The sequence below is a fragment of the Bauldia litoralis genome, assembly GCF_900104485.1.
Taxonomy (GTDB): Bacteria; Pseudomonadota; Alphaproteobacteria; order Rhizobiales; family Kaistiaceae; genus Bauldia; species Bauldia litoralis.
Map to the genome: position 1 here is coordinate 136,720 of NZ_FMXQ01000006.1, position 17,760 is coordinate 154,479.

At 65.7% G+C, this 17,760-nt stretch carries 16 protein-coding genes; 12 read left to right on the forward strand and 4 right to left on the reverse strand.

What is annotated here, in order from left to right:
• The first annotated feature begins 55 nt into the window (after positions 1–55).
• The 7 genes from ilvN (at position 56) to BLT60_RS15000 (ending at position 6,666) form a co-directional block, all read left to right on the forward strand.
• Positions 56–622 (forward strand): acetolactate synthase small subunit, encoded by a 567-nt coding sequence (gene ilvN, locus BLT60_RS14970; protein WP_244521298.1) that lies wholly within the window; start codon positions 56–58, stop codon positions 620–622.
• A 201-nt stretch (positions 623–823) separates the two neighbouring features.
• Positions 824–1,567, forward strand: coding sequence for a pyridoxine 5'-phosphate synthase (locus BLT60_RS14975; protein WP_090877402.1), 744 nt, complete (start codon positions 824–826; stop codon positions 1,565–1,567).
• Positions 1,567–2,481 (forward strand): sulfotransferase, encoded by a 915-nt coding sequence (locus BLT60_RS14980; protein WP_090877404.1) that lies wholly within the window; start codon positions 1,567–1,569, stop codon positions 2,479–2,481. Before BLT60_RS14975 ends, BLT60_RS14980 begins: the two co-directional genes overlap by 1 nt.
• 59 nt (positions 2,482–2,540) lie before the next feature.
• Positions 2,541–3,494, forward strand: a complete 954-nt coding sequence (locus BLT60_RS14985) for a sulfotransferase (RefSeq protein WP_139167853.1) — start codon at positions 2,541–2,543, stop codon at positions 3,492–3,494.
• Between the two features lie 10 nt (positions 3,495–3,504).
• Positions 3,505–4,113, forward strand: coding sequence for a LysE family translocator (locus tag BLT60_RS14990; RefSeq protein ID WP_090877408.1), 609 nt, complete (start codon positions 3,505–3,507; stop codon positions 4,111–4,113).
• Between the two features lie 144 nt (positions 4,114–4,257).
• A complete protein-coding gene (gene ilvC / locus BLT60_RS14995; protein WP_090877410.1) occupies positions 4,258–5,277 on the forward strand; it encodes a ketol-acid reductoisomerase in 1,020 nt (339 codons plus the stop codon).
• Between the two features lie 132 nt (positions 5,278–5,409).
• A complete protein-coding gene (locus BLT60_RS15000; protein ID WP_090877412.1) occupies positions 5,410–6,666 on the forward strand; it encodes a cation:proton antiporter in 1,257 nt (418 codons plus the stop codon).
• A gap of 64 nt (positions 6,667–6,730) precedes the next feature.
• Here the strand turns inward: BLT60_RS15000 and BLT60_RS15005 are convergent, their stop codons facing one another.
• Entirely contained in the window at positions 6,731–7,180 is a 450-nt protein-coding gene (locus BLT60_RS15005; protein ID WP_090877414.1) for a BA14K family protein, read from the reverse strand.
• A 182-nt stretch (positions 7,181–7,362) separates the two neighbouring features.
• Here BLT60_RS15005 and BLT60_RS15010 point away from each other — a divergent pair, with 182 nt between their 5' ends.
• The 5 genes from BLT60_RS15010 to BLT60_RS15030 all read left to right on the forward strand — a co-directional run bounded on the left by BLT60_RS15010 (position 7,363) and on the right by BLT60_RS15030 (position 12,543).
• Positions 7,363–8,271 (forward strand): PhzF family phenazine biosynthesis protein, encoded by a 909-nt coding sequence (locus tag BLT60_RS15010; RefSeq protein WP_090877416.1) that lies wholly within the window; start codon positions 7,363–7,365, stop codon positions 8,269–8,271.
• 67 nt (positions 8,272–8,338) lie between these two features.
• Entirely contained in the window at positions 8,339–8,767 is a 429-nt protein-coding gene (locus BLT60_RS15015; RefSeq protein ID WP_139167854.1) for a hypothetical protein, read from the forward strand.
• A gap of 81 nt (positions 8,768–8,848) precedes the next feature.
• Positions 8,849–9,277: a hypothetical protein gene (locus BLT60_RS15020; protein ID WP_090877419.1), complete on the forward strand. Its 429-nt coding sequence runs from the start codon at positions 8,849–8,851 to the stop codon at positions 9,275–9,277.
• A gap of 356 nt (positions 9,278–9,633) precedes the next feature.
• The gene (locus BLT60_RS15025) at positions 9,634–11,205 is read left to right on the forward strand and encodes a 2-isopropylmalate synthase (protein WP_090877421.1); all 1,572 of its coding nucleotides are present in this window, start codon (positions 9,634–9,636) and stop codon (positions 11,203–11,205) included.
• Positions 11,206–11,406: 201 nt separating this feature from the next.
• The gene (locus BLT60_RS15030) at positions 11,407–12,543 is read left to right on the forward strand and encodes a hypothetical protein (protein ID WP_139167855.1); all 1,137 of its coding nucleotides are present in this window, start codon (positions 11,407–11,409) and stop codon (positions 12,541–12,543) included.
• A gap of 97 nt (positions 12,544–12,640) precedes the next feature.
• On the opposite strand, the gene BLT60_RS15035 is transcribed toward BLT60_RS15030, so the two are convergent.
• From BLT60_RS15035 to groL, 3 genes are all read right to left on the reverse strand, one after another.
• On the reverse strand, positions 12,641–14,851 hold the full coding sequence (locus BLT60_RS15035; protein WP_090877424.1) for an esterase-like activity of phytase family protein: 2,211 nt from the start codon (positions 14,849–14,851) through the stop codon (positions 12,641–12,643).
• Positions 14,852–14,964: 113 nt separating this feature from the next.
• On the reverse strand, positions 14,965–15,876 hold the full coding sequence (locus BLT60_RS15040; RefSeq protein ID WP_090877428.1) for a mechanosensitive ion channel family protein: 912 nt from the start codon (positions 15,874–15,876) through the stop codon (positions 14,965–14,967).
• A gap of 193 nt (positions 15,877–16,069) precedes the next feature.
• Positions 16,070–17,728 (reverse strand): chaperonin GroEL, encoded by a 1,659-nt coding sequence (groL, locus tag BLT60_RS15045; protein WP_090877431.1) that lies wholly within the window; start codon positions 17,726–17,728, stop codon positions 16,070–16,072.
• Positions 17,729–17,760: the final 32 nt, after the last annotated feature.

Genomic DNA, 17,760 nt, shown 5'->3' on the forward strand with positions numbered 1-17,760 from the left:
GCCGGCGGTGTCTCATGTCGCCGACAAGGCGCCGGACCAGACGCGGACTGAGCCGCTGCCGTCGCCGGCCTCGGCCTATTTCTTCGAGGAGCGGCACGATCGCTTCGAGCGGCACACGCTGTCGATCACGGTCGACAACGAGCCGGGCGTGCTTGCCCGGGTCATCGGCCTGTTCTCGGGGCGTGGCTACAATATCGACAGCCTGACGGTCTCCGAGACCGAGCACGCCCGGCACCAGTCGCGGATCACCATCGTCACCACCGGCACGCCGATGGTCATCACCCAGATCAAGAACCAGCTCGAGCGGCTGGTGCCGGTCCATTCGGTCAACGACCTGACCGCCGACGGCAATCCGCTGGAGCGCGAGTTGGCGCTGATCAAGATCGCCGGCAAGGGGGAGAAGCGGGTCGAGGCTCTGCGGATCGCCGACGCCTTCCGGGCCGAGGTGGTCGGCGCGTCGACCGAGCATTTCATCTTCCAGCTCACCGGCCGGACCGACAAGATCGAGCAGTTCATCTCGATCATGGCGCCGCTCGGCATGGTCGAGGTGTGCCGGACGGGTATCGCCGCCCTGTCGCGCGGCCCGCATGCGATGACGGGGCTCGCCAGCCGGATGCCATAGCGCTTCGGAGGAGGTGAGAGGATCATGCCGTATGGTATTGATTTCTCATGATCTTCCAAAGACGGACGAAAAGACAGTCAAGGCCGGCGAGCCGTCATGGAAGCCGGCCTTGACGCTTCGCCGCGACGCGGCCAGAAGTATGCGCCCGGAAGCGCCGAAGGGTTCGCCGCCGATGCGGGCGCATTACCCGATGATCGAGCCATGACCGCCAAGCTCTCCGTCAACCTCAACGCGATCGCCTACCTGCGCAACCGGCGCGACCTGCCGTGGCCGAGCGTCACCGGCATCGGCCGCATCGCGCTCGAAGCCGGGGCGCACGGGCTGACCGTCCATCCGCGCCCCGACGAGCGGCACATCCGCCGCTCCGACGTGCCGGAACTGGCGAAGCTGATCGCCGACGAATTCCCCGATCGCGAATTCAACATCGAGGGCAATCCCGACGCCCGCTTCATCGAGACCGTCGAGGCGATCCGGCCGACGCAGGTGACGCTGGTGCCGGACGACATTCGCCAGTCGACCTCCGACCACGGCTGGGACATCGCCGCCCATCGCGACTTCCTCCAGCCGATGATCGCGCGCTTCCAGGCGGCGGGCCTGCGCGTGTCGCTGTTCGTCGATCCTGATCCGGCTGCGGCGGCGCTGGCTAGGGAAGTCGGCGCCGACCGGATCGAGATCTTCACCGGTCCCTATGGCGGCTGCCTTGACCCGGCAGAGCAGGCGGGCGAACTGGCGAAGGTGGTGGCGACCGGCAACGCGGCGCGCGACGCCGGCCTCGGCCTCAATGCCGGGCACGACCTGACGCTCGACAACCTGCCGCCGCTGGTCGCGGCGCTGCCGCATCTGGCGGAGGTGTCGATCGGCCATGCGCTGACCGGCGATGCGCTGCGCTTCGGCATGGGCGACGCGGTGCTGCGCTATCGCGAAGCCTGCGGCGAGACGATCTGATGGGCGAGCCGGCCCTCGCGATCGACCCGGTTGCCGACCGGCCGACGGCCGCCGACGGTCCGGATTTCTTCTGCGTCGGGGCGCAGAAGGGCGGCACCCGCTGGCTCTACGACCAGGTGCAGTTGCATCCCGATTTCTGGATGCCGCCCTTCAAGGAACTGCACTATTTCGACCGCAAGAAGCCGTCGCAGCGGGCGGCCAAGCTGGCGGCGAAGGCCGCCGGCAACCTCGATCATCTGAACAGGCGCCGGGCGAAGAAGAATTTCAGGCCGCTCGACCAGCGCGATCTCGATTTCCTCGATGCCTATGCCGACCTGCCGTGGCGGCAGGTCGATCTGGATGCCTATGCCCGGCTGTTCGCCAGCAAGGGCGGCGCCATCGCCGGCGACATCACGCCGGATTACTCGACGCTGAAGCCCAACCTGATCGAAAGGATCATGGCGCGGTTTCCGGCCGCCAAGGTCGTCTTCATCGCCCGGGATCCGGTTGCGCGGGTGTGGTCGCATCTCAACATGCACGTCCGAAAGGGCGACATCGCCCGAGACCTCTCGGCAAGCGACCTCATGCGGCTGGTCGAGAAGCGCTTTGTGGTCAAGCGGTCGTTCCAGACCGACATTGTCGCGCGGTGGCGCAAGCACGTGCCGGACGAGCAGTTCGGCTTCTATCTCTTCGACGACCTGGTGACGGATCCCGACGGGGTGCGGGCGCGGGTGCTGTCGTTTCTCGGCGGCGATCCCGGCAAGCCGAGCGGGACGACGAAGGCCGGCTTCAACCGGAAGAGTGATTCCGACAAGGCGCAGCTCTCCCCGGAGCTTCGCGACCGGCTGAGCAAGCACCTGGCCGATGAACTGAGGGCATCGGCCCGGCAATTCGGCGGCGCGGCGGCGGAGTGGCCCGCCAGATACGGGCTCTGAGCGGAGCCGAAACGCAAACGGATTCGCGCCGGCCGCGAATCCCCTGATGAGGAAAAACCGTGCTGGACGTGTTGCGCATGGCGGGGGACCGGCTTCTCGGTCGGCTGCCGGATCCCGCGGAAATGCCGGAGCTGCTGGCGCAGGGCGACCTGCGCGGGCCGGATTTCTTCTGCATCGGCATGCAGAAGGGCGGCACGCGATGGCTGTTCGACCAGTTGAACCACCATCCCGACTTCTGGATGCCGGCGATCAAGGAACTGCATTACTTCAACGAGAACATCCATCTCAAATGGGCCGAGCCGCTCTACACCAAGGCGCGCTACGGGCGCAGCCGGCTGAACCGCAAGCTGACCCGCTCGCACATGCGGCCGCTGGAGGATGGCGACATCGAATGGCTACGCGCCCTGATCTGGCTGCACGGCAAGCCGCTCGATTTCGATCGCTACAAGCGGCTGTTCAGCCCGAAGGGCGACCGGCTGTCCGGCGACATCACGCCGACCTACGCAATCATCGCCGACGAGAAGGTTCAGGCGGCGTGCCGCAACCTGCCGGACGCCAAGGTCGTCTACGTAGTGCGCGAGCCGATCGAGCGCTTCTGGTCGCATTACTGCATGATGGCCCGCCAGCAGAAGTGGGAGAACGCGGCGGATTTCGCGACCGTCGAGAATTTCATCAGGACCGGCAGCGGCATCCGCCATTCGAGCCCGACCGTCAACGTCGCCCGGTGGAAGGACGCAGGCGCGGCCGATCGCTTCGGCCTGTTCTTCTTCGACGAGTTGCGGACCGAGCCGGCGAAGCTGCGGGCGAAGATCATCGGCTTCCTCGGCGGCGACCCCGGCAAGCCGAGCGGAACCCTGCCGCCGGGCTTCAACCGCAAGAGCACCGACCCCAAGGTGGTGATGTCGGACAAGGTGCGGGAGCATCTTGTCGACATCCTCGGCGACGAGATCCGGCGGGCGGCGGCGGAATTCGGCGGCCCGGCCGAGGCCTGGCCGAAGAAATACGGCTTGTGAGGGGCCCGCGATGTCGGAGCATCTTCTCGCCGGGTTCGTGATCTTCGCGGTGGTGACGCTGTTCACCCCCGGCCCGAACAACATCATGCTGATGGCGTCTGGCCTGAATTACGGGCTGCGCCGGGCGATGCCGCATCTCCTCGGCGTCGCCATCGGCTTCGCCGTCATGGTGCTGGCCGTCGGCATCGGGCTCGGGGCGGTGTTCAACGCCTTTCCGGCGCTCTACCCGGTTATCAAGTATGTCGGCGTCGCCTACCTGCTCTATCTCGCCTGGGTCGTCGCCACGGCCGCGCCGCCTGATACCGAAGGCGGGGGGAAGGGGCACCCGATCACCTTCCTCCAAGCGTCCGCCTTCCAGTGGGTCAACCCGAAGGCCTGGGTGATGGCGGTCGGGGCGGTTGCCACCTATGCGGCGATCGCCGCCTTTCCCTTCAACATGGCGATCATCGCCGGAATCTTCGGCGCGATTGGCCTGGTCTCGGCCTGGGCCTGGGTGATCTTCGGCCAGGCGCTGCGCCGTCTGGTGCGGACGCCGCGCGCCATCCGCGTCTTCAATATCGCCATGGGACTGCTTCTGGTCGCCTCGATTGTGCCGGTTCTGGTCGAGGATTGGCTCTAGGGAGCGCTGAAACGGTTCAAAATGGCGCATCCTGCGTGACAGCGATGGATTGCGCCCCGCGCCTTCGCCCGTTAGAACCGGCGCGGTCTTACCGGTCCTGCGCTTTTCCAAGCCTGGATCACCCCCGGCTAAAAAGGGAAAGTCATGCGCGTTTATTACGATCGGGATGCCGATCTCAACCTCATCAAAGCTAAGAATGTCGCCATCGTCGGTTATGGCAGCCAGGGTCGCGCCCACGCGCTGAACCTCAAGGATTCGGGCGTCGAGAACGTCGCGATCGCGCTGAAGGACGGTTCGGCGACGGCCAAGAAGGTCGAGGCGGACGGCCTGCCGGTGAAGTCGGTGGCCGATGCGGCCGCCTGGGCCGACCTGATCATGATGTGCGCCCCGGACGAACTCCAGGCCGATATCTGGAACGACCATATCGCCGGCAACATCCGCGACGGCGCGGCGATTGCCTTCGCCCACGGCCTCAACGTCCATTTCAAGCTGATCGAGCCGAGCAAGACGATCGACGTGGTGATGATCGCGCCGAAGGGCCCGGGCCACACCGTGCGCGGCGAATACCAGAAGGGCGGCGGCGTGCCGTGCCTGATCGCCATCGACCAGGATGCCTCGGGCAATGCCCATGACCTGGCCCTGTCCTATGCCTCGGCGATCGGCGGCGGCCGGTCCGGCGTCATCGAGACGACCTTCCAGGAAGAGTGCGAGACCGACCTGTTCGGCGAGCAGGTGGTCCTGTGCGGCGGTCTGGTCGAGCTGATCCGCGGCGGCTTCGAGACGCTGGTCGAGGCCGGCTATGCGCCGGAGATGGCCTATTTCGAGTGCCTGCACGAGGTGAAGCTGATCGTCGACCTGATCTACGAGGGCGGCATCGCCAACATGAACTACTCGATCTCCAACACCGCCGAGTTCGGCGAATATGCCAGCGGGCCGCGGATCATCACCGACGAGACCCGGGCGGAGATGCGCCGGGTGCTCAAGGATATCCAGTCCGGCGCCTTCACCTCCGAGTGGATCCGCGAGTGCAAGGCCGGCCAGGCGAAGTTCAAGGCAACGCGCCGCATGAACGACGCGCACCCGATCGAGGAAGTCGGCGAGAAGCTCCGCGGCATGATGCCGTGGATCAAGTCGAATGCGCTGGTCGACAAGGACAAGAACTAAGGTTGGCTCGGGGCGGCCCGGGCCGCCCCGCTCGACAATCCCAGACGAATCCTGTCCATCTAGGTCGTAGCCGGGAAGGGGTGTCTTTCCCCTTGCCGGCGCGGCTTTCACTTTTGACGGACGAGGGCGGCCATGCTCAGCCTGTTTGAGATCGGCGCGATTCTTCTGGTGCTCTCGGCCATTTTCGGGTGGGCCAACGAGCGGTATATCGGCCTGCCCAATGTCATCGGCCTCCTGGTCATGGCGCTGACGACGTCGATCGTGCTGATCATCTTCGACGCGATCATGCCGGGGCTCGGCGTGCGCGACGCGGTCGAGAGCGCGCTCGGCGAAATCGACTTCTACGACACGATGATGAATGGCCTGCTGGCCTTCCTGCTCTTCGCCGGCGCGCTGCAGGTCGATCTCAGCCGGCTCAGGGCGGAAGCCTGGGCCGTCGGCCTGATGGCGACGGTCGGCGTCGTCATCTCGACCTTCATCGTCGGCACCGGCTTCTACCTGCTGGCCGGGCTGATCGGCGTCAACGTGCCGTTCATCTGGGCGCTGGTCTTCGGCGCGCTGATCTCGCCGACCGATCCGGTGGCCGTCCTCGCCCTGCTCAAGTCGGTCGACCTGCCGCAGCGGCTGGAGATCAAGATCGCCGGCGAGAGCCTGTTTAATGACGGCGTCGGCGTCGTGCTGTTCACGCTGCTGCTCGGCATCGCGACCCGGACCGAGGAACTCACTTTCATCCACGTCGGCGAGCTGTTTCTCTGGGAGGCGGTCGGCGGCGCGATCCTCGGCCTGATCGTCGGCTTCATCGCTGTTCGCGCGATGGAATCCATCGACAACTATCCGGTCGAGATCATGATCACCCTCGGCCTGGTGACCGGGCTTTATGCCGTCGCGCTGCGGCTGCACATGTCGGGGCCGATCGCGGTGGTGATCACCGGTATCCTGGTCGGCAATCGCGGGGTTCGGACCGCGATGAGCGAGAGCACCCGCGAGCACCTTTTCCAGTTCTGGGAGTTCATCGACGAACTCCTGAACTCGGTCCTGTTCCTGCTGATCGGGCTTGAGGTGCTGATCGTCACCCTCGATCCGTCGATGGCCGGGCTGGCGGTGGCGACGATCCCGCTGGTGCTGATGGCGCGGCTGATTTCGGTGTCCCTGCCGCTGACGCTGCTGTCGCTCAGAAAGACCTTCACCCCCGGCTCGATCCCCATCCTCACCTGGGGCGGGGTCCGGGGCGGCATCTCGGTGGCGCTGGCGCTGGCGATCCCGCTGGTCGCCTTCCGCGAGCCGATCCTGGTCGCCACCTATGCGGTGGTGATCTTCTCGATCATCGTCCAGGGGCTGACGATCATGCCGCTGGTCCGGCGCGTCATCCAGCCCGTCGCCAGGGACTGAAACGCGACCGCCGGACCGGGCCCCGGCTGGAGCCAGTCCGGCGATCGACGCGGGTCAGGGATGGTCAGTACGGGCTGTTGCAGCGGTGGGCGTAGCCGTCATAGCCCATGAAGGTATCGGTGGTCGGATTGTAGGACCGGTACCGGGAGAAGCACCAGTTCACGTGCGCCTGACCACGATAGTAGACCGGTGCCGGGGGCGGCGCGTAATAGACCGGCGGAGGCGCATAGTATCGCGGGGCCGGCGCGTAATAGGCGGGGGCGCCATAGTAGGGGGCCCGCCGCGGCGCGGTGGCAAGCGCGCCGACACCAAGGCCGACGATCGCGCCGGCGGCAAAGCCGACGCCCGGACCGGGTCGCCAGCCGTTGTTGTAGTTGTTTCTGTAGACGTTCTTGCCGTTTCCCTGCCGGTAATTCTGATTGTAGCCGTTGCCGGCGGAAGCGGCCGTCGGGATCGCGGCGGTCGACGCGGCGGCGACAGCGGCGGCGAGAGCGGCCAAAGCGAACTTTCTCATTCTCTACTCCACATAACGCAAGAGTTTGGCTGGCCGGAGATCCGGTCCTTGCCGATTGCCGACAAGAATGAGCCCCTGTGGATGAATGGTCGCTGAACGAAATATGGCGTGGGCTGCGGGGTGGCCTTGACCTGCCTCCGGGCTCGCGCCACAAGCGGATGCATCCCCGCCGGAGTCTCCCCATGCCGCGCCGTTTCGCCATTCTCGACGTTTTCACCGACCGCCCGCTGGCGGGGAACGGGCTTGCCGTGGTCCTCGATTCCGAAGGGCTTGACGATGCCCGGATGCAGGCCATCGCCCGGGAGTTCAATCTCTCCGAAACGGTCTTCGTCCTGCCGCCGGAGAACCCGGCCCATGCTGCCGCGATCCGCATCTTCACGCCGCGCAGTGAACTGCCCTTTGCCGGTCATCCGACGGTGGGCACGGCGATCCAGCTGGCGCTTGAGGCGGCGGATGCGAACCACAACAAGCACGAGATGATGCTGGTGCTGGAGGAAAAGATCGGAGCGGTGCGCTGCGGCGTCTCGCTGAAGGGCGAGGCGGCCGGCCACGCGATGTTCGACCTGCCGCGCCTGCCCACCGCCATCAAGGACCCGCCCGAGCGGGACCTGATTGCCGGCGCGCTTAACCTGTCGCCGAGCGACGTCGGTTTCGAGAATCACGTGCCGAGCGCCTTCGAGGCCGGTGTCCCCTATTGCTTCGTGCCGGTCCGCGATCTCGACGCCATCGCCAGGGCGCAACCGCAGATGCGCCAGTTCGGATCGGTGTTCACCGGCCCCCACGCCTTTGCCTTCGTCTACACGCGCGAGACGCTCGGCACGGATCGCCACTTCCACGCCCGGATGTTCGCGCCACTCTCCGGTATCGCCGAAGACCCCGCCACCGGCTCCGCCGTCGCGGCACTCGCCGGCGTCATCGCCCGTTTCGACCAACCGCCGGGCGGCAGCCATCGCTACACCATCGAGCAGGGCTACGAGATGGGACGGCCGAGCCTGATCGGTCTCGAGATCGACATGCACGACGCCGCGGTGGACGGCGCGCGGATTTCGGGCGACGCGATCGTGGTCGCCCAGGGGACGCTGTCGGCCTGACGTCGCTTCCGTGGAATCATGCTAATCTGCGCCGATCGCCACAGGAGGCGATACGGGGGAGATGGGCATGACCTGGGTCAACGACGTCATCTTGTTCTTTCATTTCTTCGGCCTGATGCTCGGCGCTGCCGGAGGCATGGCGAGCGGCCTGATCATGCGCAAGGCGGCGAGCCTGCCGCCGGAACAGGGCCAGACCATCCGCATGCTCGGCCCGATGCTGGCCAACGTCGCCCATCTCGGCGTCGTGGTGCTGTGGGTCACCGGTCTGATTCTGGTCTGGAGCAAGTGGAACGGGCTGGGCAGCCTGCCGACCCTTTTCTGGGTCAAGGCGGTCTTCATCGTCACCCTGACCGTCAGCGCCATCGCCGTCCACATGACCTACGCGGAGATCCGCAAGGGCAACAAGGCGGTGGCGTCGCGGCTGCCGAAGCTTGGCCCGCTGTCCGGCGCCTCGGCCGTGCTGGCGGTCCTGTTCGCTTCGCTGGCTTTCGGCTGACACCCGCCAAACCATAACCGCCCCGCGCTGTCCGACGCTTGTCTGGGCGCGGCGCGGGGCCTCCTTATTTCGGAACTCGCAATGCTCTGGTTCTATGACCTGCTGTTGATCGGCCACTTTCTCGGACTGGCGATGGGCTTCGCCGCCGGGTTCGGCAACATGGTGATGATGGGCCTGATCGCAAAGGCGAAGGCCGCCGACGCTGTGGTGCTCTCGCGGTTCCCGCCGGCCATTGCCAGGGTTTCCAACATCGGGCTGGTGCTGTTGTGGATCACTGGCGTGATCCTTGTCCTCATCCGCTGGAACGGCCTTGCATTCCTCTCGGCCATGTTCTGGATCAAGATGGTGGCGGTCGTGGCGCTGACCGGCCTGGCCATCGTCATGCACCGGTTGATGGGCCGGGCGCGGAAGGGCGATATCCGCGCCGCGCGCCAGATGCCGCTGCTCGGCCGGCTCGCCGGGGTCTCGGCGCTGATGGCTCTGATCTTCGCCGTGCTGGCCTTCCATTAGGCCGGGCCGCCGCCCATATCGTGTTTTCGACTTGCCGAAACCCGACCGTTCTGGCTAAAAAGACCGGTGCCTTGAGGAGAACCGGGCCTTAACCTGTTCGGTGGATGATCCTCGGGGACCCATGTGGAGCTGACATGATCGTTCGCGATCCCCAGAGCGCACCGACTCCGGCCTTCGCCGAAGACCGTCGGATTGCGCCCGGCTCCCTGCTTCTTCCCGGCCTGCTCCTTAGACGCCCCTGAGCGTCGACTGCCCTGTTGCGGGCGGGCTCTCAGGGGACTGTCGACAAGAGGACATCCCATGATCGCCCGAATGGGACAGCCAGGCGGGCAAGGTTTCGAGAAGGACAGAGTACGATGACCACCACCACACCGACGGCCGACAAACGCGATCAGGTCGTCATCTTCGACACGACATTGCGCGACGGCGAGCAATCCCCCGGCGCATCGATGACCCTCGAGGAGAAGCTGCAGGTCGCGACGCTCCTCGACGAGATGGGCGTCGACATCATCGAGGCCGGTTTCCCGATCGCCTCGAATGGCGATTTCGAGGCGGTCACCGAGATCGCCAAGCTGGTCAAGCGCGGCGTCGTCTGCGGCCTCGCCCGGGCAGGCAACGGCGACATCGATCGCGCCGCCGAGGCGTTGAAGCATGCCGAGCGCCGCCGCATTCACACCTTCATCGGCACGTCGCCGCTGCATCGTGAGTTTCAGCTCCAGCTCAACCAGGAGCAGGTCTACGAGCGGGTCGTGTCCTCGGTGACCCGGGCGCGCAACTATACCGACGACGTCGAATGGTCGGCGATGGACGCAACGCGGACGGAAGCCGATTTCCTCTGCCGGACGGTCGAGGCGGCGATCAAGTGCGGCGCCACGACCATCAACATCCCCGACACGGTCGGCTATACGACGCCGGCCGAATTCGCCGACATGATCAGGATGCTGATCGAGAAGGTGCCGGGCGCCGACGAGGTGGTCTTCTCGACCCATTGCCACAATGACCTCGGCCTGGCGGTCGCCAATTCGCTCTCCGGCGTTGCCGGCGGGGCGCGGCAGATCGAGTGCTCGATCAACGGTCTCGGCGAGCGGGCGGGCAACGCGGCGCTCGAGGAAGTCGTCATGGCGATCAAGACCCGCGGCGACATCTATCCCTATTACACCAACATCGACACGACGATGCTGATGCGGGCGTCGAAGCTGGTCTCGGCGGTTTCGGCCTTCCCGGTCCAGTACAACAAGGCGATCGTCGGCAAGAACGCCTTTGCCCATGAGTCCGGCATCCACCAGGACGGCATCCTCAAGAATGCCGAGACCTACGAGATCATGCGGCCGGAGGATGTCGGCGTGAAGTCGACCTCGCTGGTGATGGGCAAGCATTCCGGACGTCACGCCTTCCGCGAGAAGCTGATCGCGCTCGGCTTCGAGCTCGGCGACAACGCCCTGCAGGATGCCTTCCGGCGGTTCAAGGACCTCGCCGATCGCAAGAAGCATGTCTTCGACGAGGACATCGAGGCGCTGGTCGAGGACGAGATGACCCAGGCGGGCGAGGCGATCCGCCTCGTGGCGCTGACCGTCATCGCCGGCACCGGCGGGCCGCCGAAGGCGATCGTCACCCTCGATGTCGAGGGCCAGCATGTCACCAAGGAAGCCACCGGCGACGGCCCGGTCGATGCGATGTTCAAGGCGGTGCGGGCGATCGCCCCGCACGAGGCGACGCTGCAGCTCTACCAGGTCGGCGCGGTGACCGAGGATTCGGACGCCCAGGCCGAGGTTTCGGTGCGGCTCGGCGAAGGCGACAAGATGGTCACCGGCCGCGGCGCCGATACCGATACAATGATCGCCTCGGCCAAGGCCTATGTCTCGGCCGTCAACAAGCTGGTGACTCGCCGCGCCAAGAGCAAGCCGGCGGTCGAACTCAAGGCGGTCTGACGGACCGCGCTTCGAGCTGCTTGACAGGGGTGCGGTGCGAGCCGTGCCCCTGTTTCCTTTCGACTATGTCCAAGGCGCCATCCGAGCCCGCCCGCGCTCCCGACAAGCCGGCGGGGTTGCCTGTCCCGATTGCCGGACGGTACTCTTTTGTTCCTCTTCAAGCCGTTTTGGCCGTGTCTGGAATCAAGTCAGGAGCCTCCCATGCGATCTTCACGTATTTCACCCATCCGTAGCGCGTGTTTGGCGGCAGGGGCGATCGCCATTGGCGTAGCGCTGACGGGACCGGCGACCGTCGCCGCTGAAACGCTGCCAGCCTATATGGACATCGCCGTCGGCAGCGGGAAACCGACGTCGAAGGCGCAGGTCGCGATCGACAACATCACCGCGCTGGACGACGGCATGCAGGCGATCTACGCGGAATCGCTGGAAATCTTCAAGGCGAACATCCGCGAGAAATATCCCCTGATCATCGCCCGCTTCGACAACTTTGGCGGTGCGATGACGCTCTATGCGCCGGGCAAGGATCCGGTCCAGGCGCCGCCGGTTCCGGAAGCCTATGCACTGGTCAAGTCCGTCTCGCATAGCGCGATGGCGATGTACCAGCTCGTCGCGCCCTACCTGAAAGATCCGGGCGACACCTCATGGCGGGCGCCGATGGCGATCTACCTGACGCAGGTCAAGACCGCTCGGGAATCGATCGCCGATGTCGACTTGCCGGACAATGTCCAGGCCCGACTCGATTCGATGCTGGACAAGGAAATCGCCTTCATGGAGCGGTGCCTGGAGACGGGCACCTTTACCTTCGCCGACCTGACCGACCTTGCCCACGCGCTTGAGCCGGACATCGTCAAGAATGTCGCTCTGGCCGCCCAGACCCAGGTCGATCACTGGGAAAGCGTGCTCGGCGAATGGCAGACGATGCTCGGCGACGACTGGGATCAGACCTACGCGATCACCAACACGCTCTACGTGACCCGCCAGAACAATGTCCTGTTCACGATCCTGGCCCAGTTCATGGGCGAGGATGCCATCGACGACCGGTTGATCCTGGTCGGCACGACCGCCTTCACGACGACCGAGGCCAAGCTCCTCGACGTCCTGTCCCGCATCATTGCCGACCGGTCGCTCGGCGAGGTCTTCTTCCGGAACTATTACCTGATGGACGCCGAGCTGCTGGGCAGCGCGGCGCGCCACGCGGTCGAGGTGGACGCCGAGAAACAGGGGAAGAAGGCGCTGCTCCCGACGGTGGCGCCGTTCGACACGCACGCCTGGCCGTGGCCGGAAGATCCGGCGTCCGGTCCCGGCCCCGCCGACATGCAGGAGATCGAGGGCGACTGACGGCCTTCGCGCGCCTCGCCGCCTTTCGTGCCGTCCAGCCAGAAAAAAGGGCCCGCGCGGGGACGCGCGAGCCCTGACGGGAAGAAGGCGCTTCCGCCTACATCGGTAGGTCGAGCTTGCCGAGGTTGAGGAGGACCGTCTCGCCCGAATGATCGTCGACGCCGTCGTTGTCGGTGATGATGAAGGCGTCGCCGGCCGAGTCGATGGCAAAGCTCTCGATCTTGTCGAGGACGTAGCCCTTCGGGCTGGCGAGGTCGGGGATCAGGTCGCGGACGACCTCTTTCCTGACCACCGGCACATCCGATGCGTCGGGAGCCGCCGGCACGACACCGTCAAGCGACACATAGGTGAGCTGCTTGGTCGCGGCGGCCTTGCCGATCTGGTTGTCGCGCTCGACGACGATCAGGCCGTTGCCATGGGCGGTGATCTCGGACAGGCCGATCCAGCCCTTCTTCGGTGCATCGAGCGGGTAGCGGACAACGCCCCAGGTCTGGTCGGCGGGCTTGAAGGCGAGGAGCTTGGCGTGGCCCTTCTCGTCGTCCTTCCATTCCCGCTGCACGGCGATCCAGACCGTCTCGTCTTCGCCGGTTCCGACGGTCGTCACGCCCTCGAAGCCGAAGCGTAGCGCGTGCTTGAGGATCGCCTCGGGAAGCGGGTAGGTCGCCTCGATGGCGCCATCGGCCGAGACCTTGATCAGCAGGCTGTCTGTCTTGTTCTTCTCGCGCTCCGGATTGCCTTCCGAGGCGATCCAGAAGCCGCCGTCGGATGCCAGCGCAATGCCCTCGGGGTCGAGGTTGGCAGCCGGCTTGCCGTCCTGGGTCAGCGTCATCTCGGCGGTGATGACCGCCGGCTTCCTCGTAGCGTCGATGGTCAGGATGCGGGCGACCGACGAGGCGCTGTCGGTGACGGCGTAGAGCTTGCCGGCCTCGCTGGCGTCGGCGACCGTGCCGGAAATCGCCATCCACGGGATCGGCGTGCCGTTGGCGTCGTCGGTGGAGATCAGCTGCGGGTAGGCGGGGACACCGTCCTCGAGGGCGAAAATCGTGACCACGGAGCCGATGCCGCCGTCGGGCAGCAGATCGTTCTCCGCGGCGGAGACCAGCAGGTTCCGCTCCGGGATGGCGAGCAGGCCCTCGGGACCGATGCCGCCTGGCAGCGCCTGCACGTATTCCGGCTCGCCGTCGGTGTCGCGATAGACCAGCACCAGCGAGGCGCGCTCCAGGCCGATGAAGATGAAGCGATCGTCGCCGAAGGTGGCGACTTCGGCGCCCTCGGGCTCGGAGCCCTTGTTCTCCGACCGGCCTTCCGGGTAATGGCCGAGGCGGGCGGCGATGTGTTCGACGGTGTTGCCGCTGTCATAGAGGATGTCGCCACCCTTGCTGAAGATGGTGAAGCCGCGGCTGCCGCCCTTCCAGTCGCCTTCGTTGGCGGTGACGAAGCGGTCGTCGTCGATCCACTGCACCGCATCCGGCTCGCGCGGAACGCCGGTCAGCGACCCGGTCAGGCTGATCGTGTCTTCCTCGACGGTATCGATCTGGTCGAGGTCGACGCTGCCGGCGGAGAAGCTGTTGATGACGTCGCCGGTGGCGAGGTCGACGACCGCCAGATAGTTGTTTTCCTGGAGGGTGACGATCGCCTGGTTGGCGGTGTTGATGTCGACGAATTCGGGTTCCGGATCGGTCGGCGCGACGTCGGCCATACCGGCGAGGTCGGCGACCGTCTTCGTGGCGCAGTCGACGGTCCCATCAGCGCCGATGCCGAACCAGGTCAGGTTGCCGCCCGGGAGCTGCGGGATGGCGCCGTCGTTGATGTCCTCGTCGCGCTCGTTCTCGATGGCGATGGCGACGTAGGCGCCGTCCGGCGACTTGGCGAGGGCGTCCGGCTGGCCGCCGAGATCGCAAGTCGCGAGCACGGTCTTGCCGGTCAGGTCGACCACCGCGAGGTGGCCCGACGGCTTGTCGTAGGACTCGGAGGTGACGACGCCAACCAGCGCCTTGTCGCCGACCACGACCAGCGAGGTCGGCTCGCCGCCGAGGGCGATTGTTCCGGCGGTCTTCGGCGCCTCGGGATCGGTGATGTCGATCAGGCCCAGTCGTTCGCCGGGGCTGTCGGTGTGAACCAGGGTCATGCCGTCGGGTGTCGCCGCGATGATTTCCGCCACGGTTTCCGCTTGCGGGTCGGAATCGGCCGGCCGGTTATCCGCGACATGGAACGTCGCGATGCGGTTGAAGACCGCGGCGGACGCCGGGGTGAGGGCGGTGCAGGCCAATAGCGCGGCGGCTGCCGCGCTTGCGCGCAGGAGGATCATGGTCGGGTAGCCCTTTTCGTAGGTTCGGAACGGGAGCTACCGGCGCATAGCGTTCGGCGATGACTGCGCCATTACAGCGTCATGACAGAACGGTGACGGCTGTGGAGAAGCGGTCAGGAGCCCTGGCGGGCGGCCTGGTCGGCCTCGTGCGCCTCGATCGACGGCTTGGGCAGGGAGGGGGCGTCGTCGTCGGACGGCGCCATGTGTATCACCCGCTGCGGGAAGGGGATGCTGATGCCGGCGGCCTCGAGGTCGCGCTTGCCCTGCTGGGTCAGTTCCCAGCGGGTGTTCCAGAAATCGGCGGTCGTCGCCCATGCCCGCAGTTGCAGGTTGACGGCGCTGTCGCCGAGCGACAGCGGCACGACGACCGGCGGCGGATCCTTCAGGACGTTTGCGTTGTTCTGCGCCGTCTCGACCAGGACGCGGCGGCCCTCGGCCATGTCGTCCTCGTAGGCAATGCCGATTTCGATGAGGATCAGCCGCGTCGGGTTGCGGGTGTAGTTGGTGAGCGTGGTGTTCCAGAGTTCGGAGTTCGGCACGAACTTGAAGATGCCGTCCCAGGTGCGAATCTGGGTGTGGAACAGGTTGATCTCCTCGACCGTGCCGGCGACGTTTTCCGTCTCGATATAGTCGCCGATGCCGAAGGGGCGCAGCCAGAGCAGCATCATGCCAGAGGCGATGTTGGTCAGCGTACCCTGGAGGGCGAGGCCGATTGCCAGCGCCGCGCCACCGAGGGCAGCGAGGATCGACGTGGTCTGGACGCCAAGCTGGCCAAGGGCGGCGACGAGAACCAGGATCAGGATCGAGTAGCGGACGATCGCCGTGAAGACCGGCCGCAGCGTCCGGTCGATCTTGTCGGTGCGGTGGATCAGGTTGCCGACCGCTCGGCTGGCCCATTTCGCCGCCAGCCAGCCGAAGATGACGATCATCAGCGCCGAAACCAGCTTCGGCAGGAAATCGATCGCCCAGGTCCAGAAGGCCGAGGCGATGATGCCGAGATGCGAGGGGATTTCGACGACGTCCATGCGCCGAGTCTAGAAGAGTCGGGCCGCGTCGCACAAGGGCGGCGAGGGGATTCTCCCGCCTGTCGATCGCGTCGATCGGGGCAGGAGATCGTCGCCGGTCCCGGGCGTTTGGCTCCGGGTGCGGTGACGAAGGCTTTCTGAATCGAACGGGGCCGTCTTTCGACGGCCCCTTCTGGTGATGCTCAGGCGACGTCTAGAAGTCCATGCCGCCCATGCCACCCATACCGCCCATTCCACCCATGCCGCCGGGCATGCCGGCGGCCGCTTCGTCCTTCGGATGATCGGCGATCATCGCCTCGGTGGTAACGAGGAGACCGGCGACGGAGGCCGCATGCTGAAGCGCGGTGCGGATGACCTTGGTCGGATCGATGATACCGGCGGTCACGAGGTCCTTGTAGGTCTCTTCCTGGGCATCGAACCCGAAGGTTTCGGATTTGTTTTCCAGGACAGTGTTCACGACGATGGAGCCCTCGACGCCGGCGTTCTGGGCGATCTGGCGCACCGGCGCTTCAAGCGCGCGAAGCACGATCTTGATGCCGGCCATCACGTCGGCATTCTCGGAAGAAAGCTTGGCAACCGCCTTCTTGGACCGCAGCAGCGCAACGCCGCCACCGGGAACGATGCCTTCCTCGACCGCCGCACGGGTGGCGTTGAGGGCGTCGTCGACACGGTCCTTCTTTTCCTTGACCTCAACCTCGGTCGCACCGCCGACGCGAATGATCGCGACGCCGCCGGCCAGCTTGGCAAGGCGCTCCTGCAGCTTTTCCTTGTCATAATCGGAGGTGGTCTCCTCGATCTGTGCCTTGATCTGGCCGATGCGAGCCTCGATTTCCTTCTTCTTGCCGGCGCCACCGACGATGGTCGTGTTGTCCTTGGTAATCGTCACCTTCTTGGTGGTGCCGAGCATCTGGAGCGTGACACTCTCAAGCTTGATTCCAAGATCCTCCGAAACGACCTGGCCGCCGGTCAGCACGGCGATATCTTCGAGCATCGCCTTGCGACGATCGCCGAAGCCCGGCGCCTTGACGGCGGCGACCTTGAGACCACCACGCAGCTTGTTGACGACGAGCGTGGCCAGGGCCTCGCCCTCGACATCCTCCGAGATGATCAGCAACGGCCGGGCGCTCTGCACCACCGCTTCCAGCACCGGCAGGAGCGCCTGCAGGTTTGAGAGCTTCTTCTCGTGCAGGAGGATGTAGGGGTCCTCGAGCTCGGTCATCATCTTGTCGGCGTTGGTGATGAAATACGGCGACAGGTAGCCGCGGTCGAACTGCATGCCCTCGACGACTTCGAGCTCGAACTCGAGCGCCTTGGACTCCTCGACGGTGATGACACCCTCGTTACCGACCTTCTTCATGGCTTCGGCGATCTTTTCGCCGATCATCGTGTCGCCGTTGGCGGCGATCGCCCCGACTTGGGCAATCTCCCCGGAGTCCTTGATCGGCTTTGAACGCTTTTCGAGGTCCTTGACCGCGGTGGCGACGGCCATGTCGATGCCGCGCTTGAGGTCCATCGGGTTCATGCCGGCCGCGACAGCCTTGGCGCCCTGGCGCACGATGGCCTGGGCGAGGACGGTGGCGGTGGTGGTGCCGTCGCCGGAAATGTCGTTGGTCTTCGAGGCAACCTCGCGGACCATCTGTGCGCCCATGTTTTCGAACTTGTCCTCAAGCTCGATTTCCTTGGCGACGGTGACGCCGTCCTTGGTGATGCGCGGTGCGCCGTAGCTCTTGTCGAGGATGACGTTACGGCCCTTGGGGCCGAGCGTGACCTTCACCGCATTGGCGAGGATGTCGACGCCGCGCAGCATCTTGTCGCGCGCGTCGGTTGAGAAAAGTACGTCTTTGGCGGCCATGAGAATTTATATCCTTTGCAGATTGAAATCGT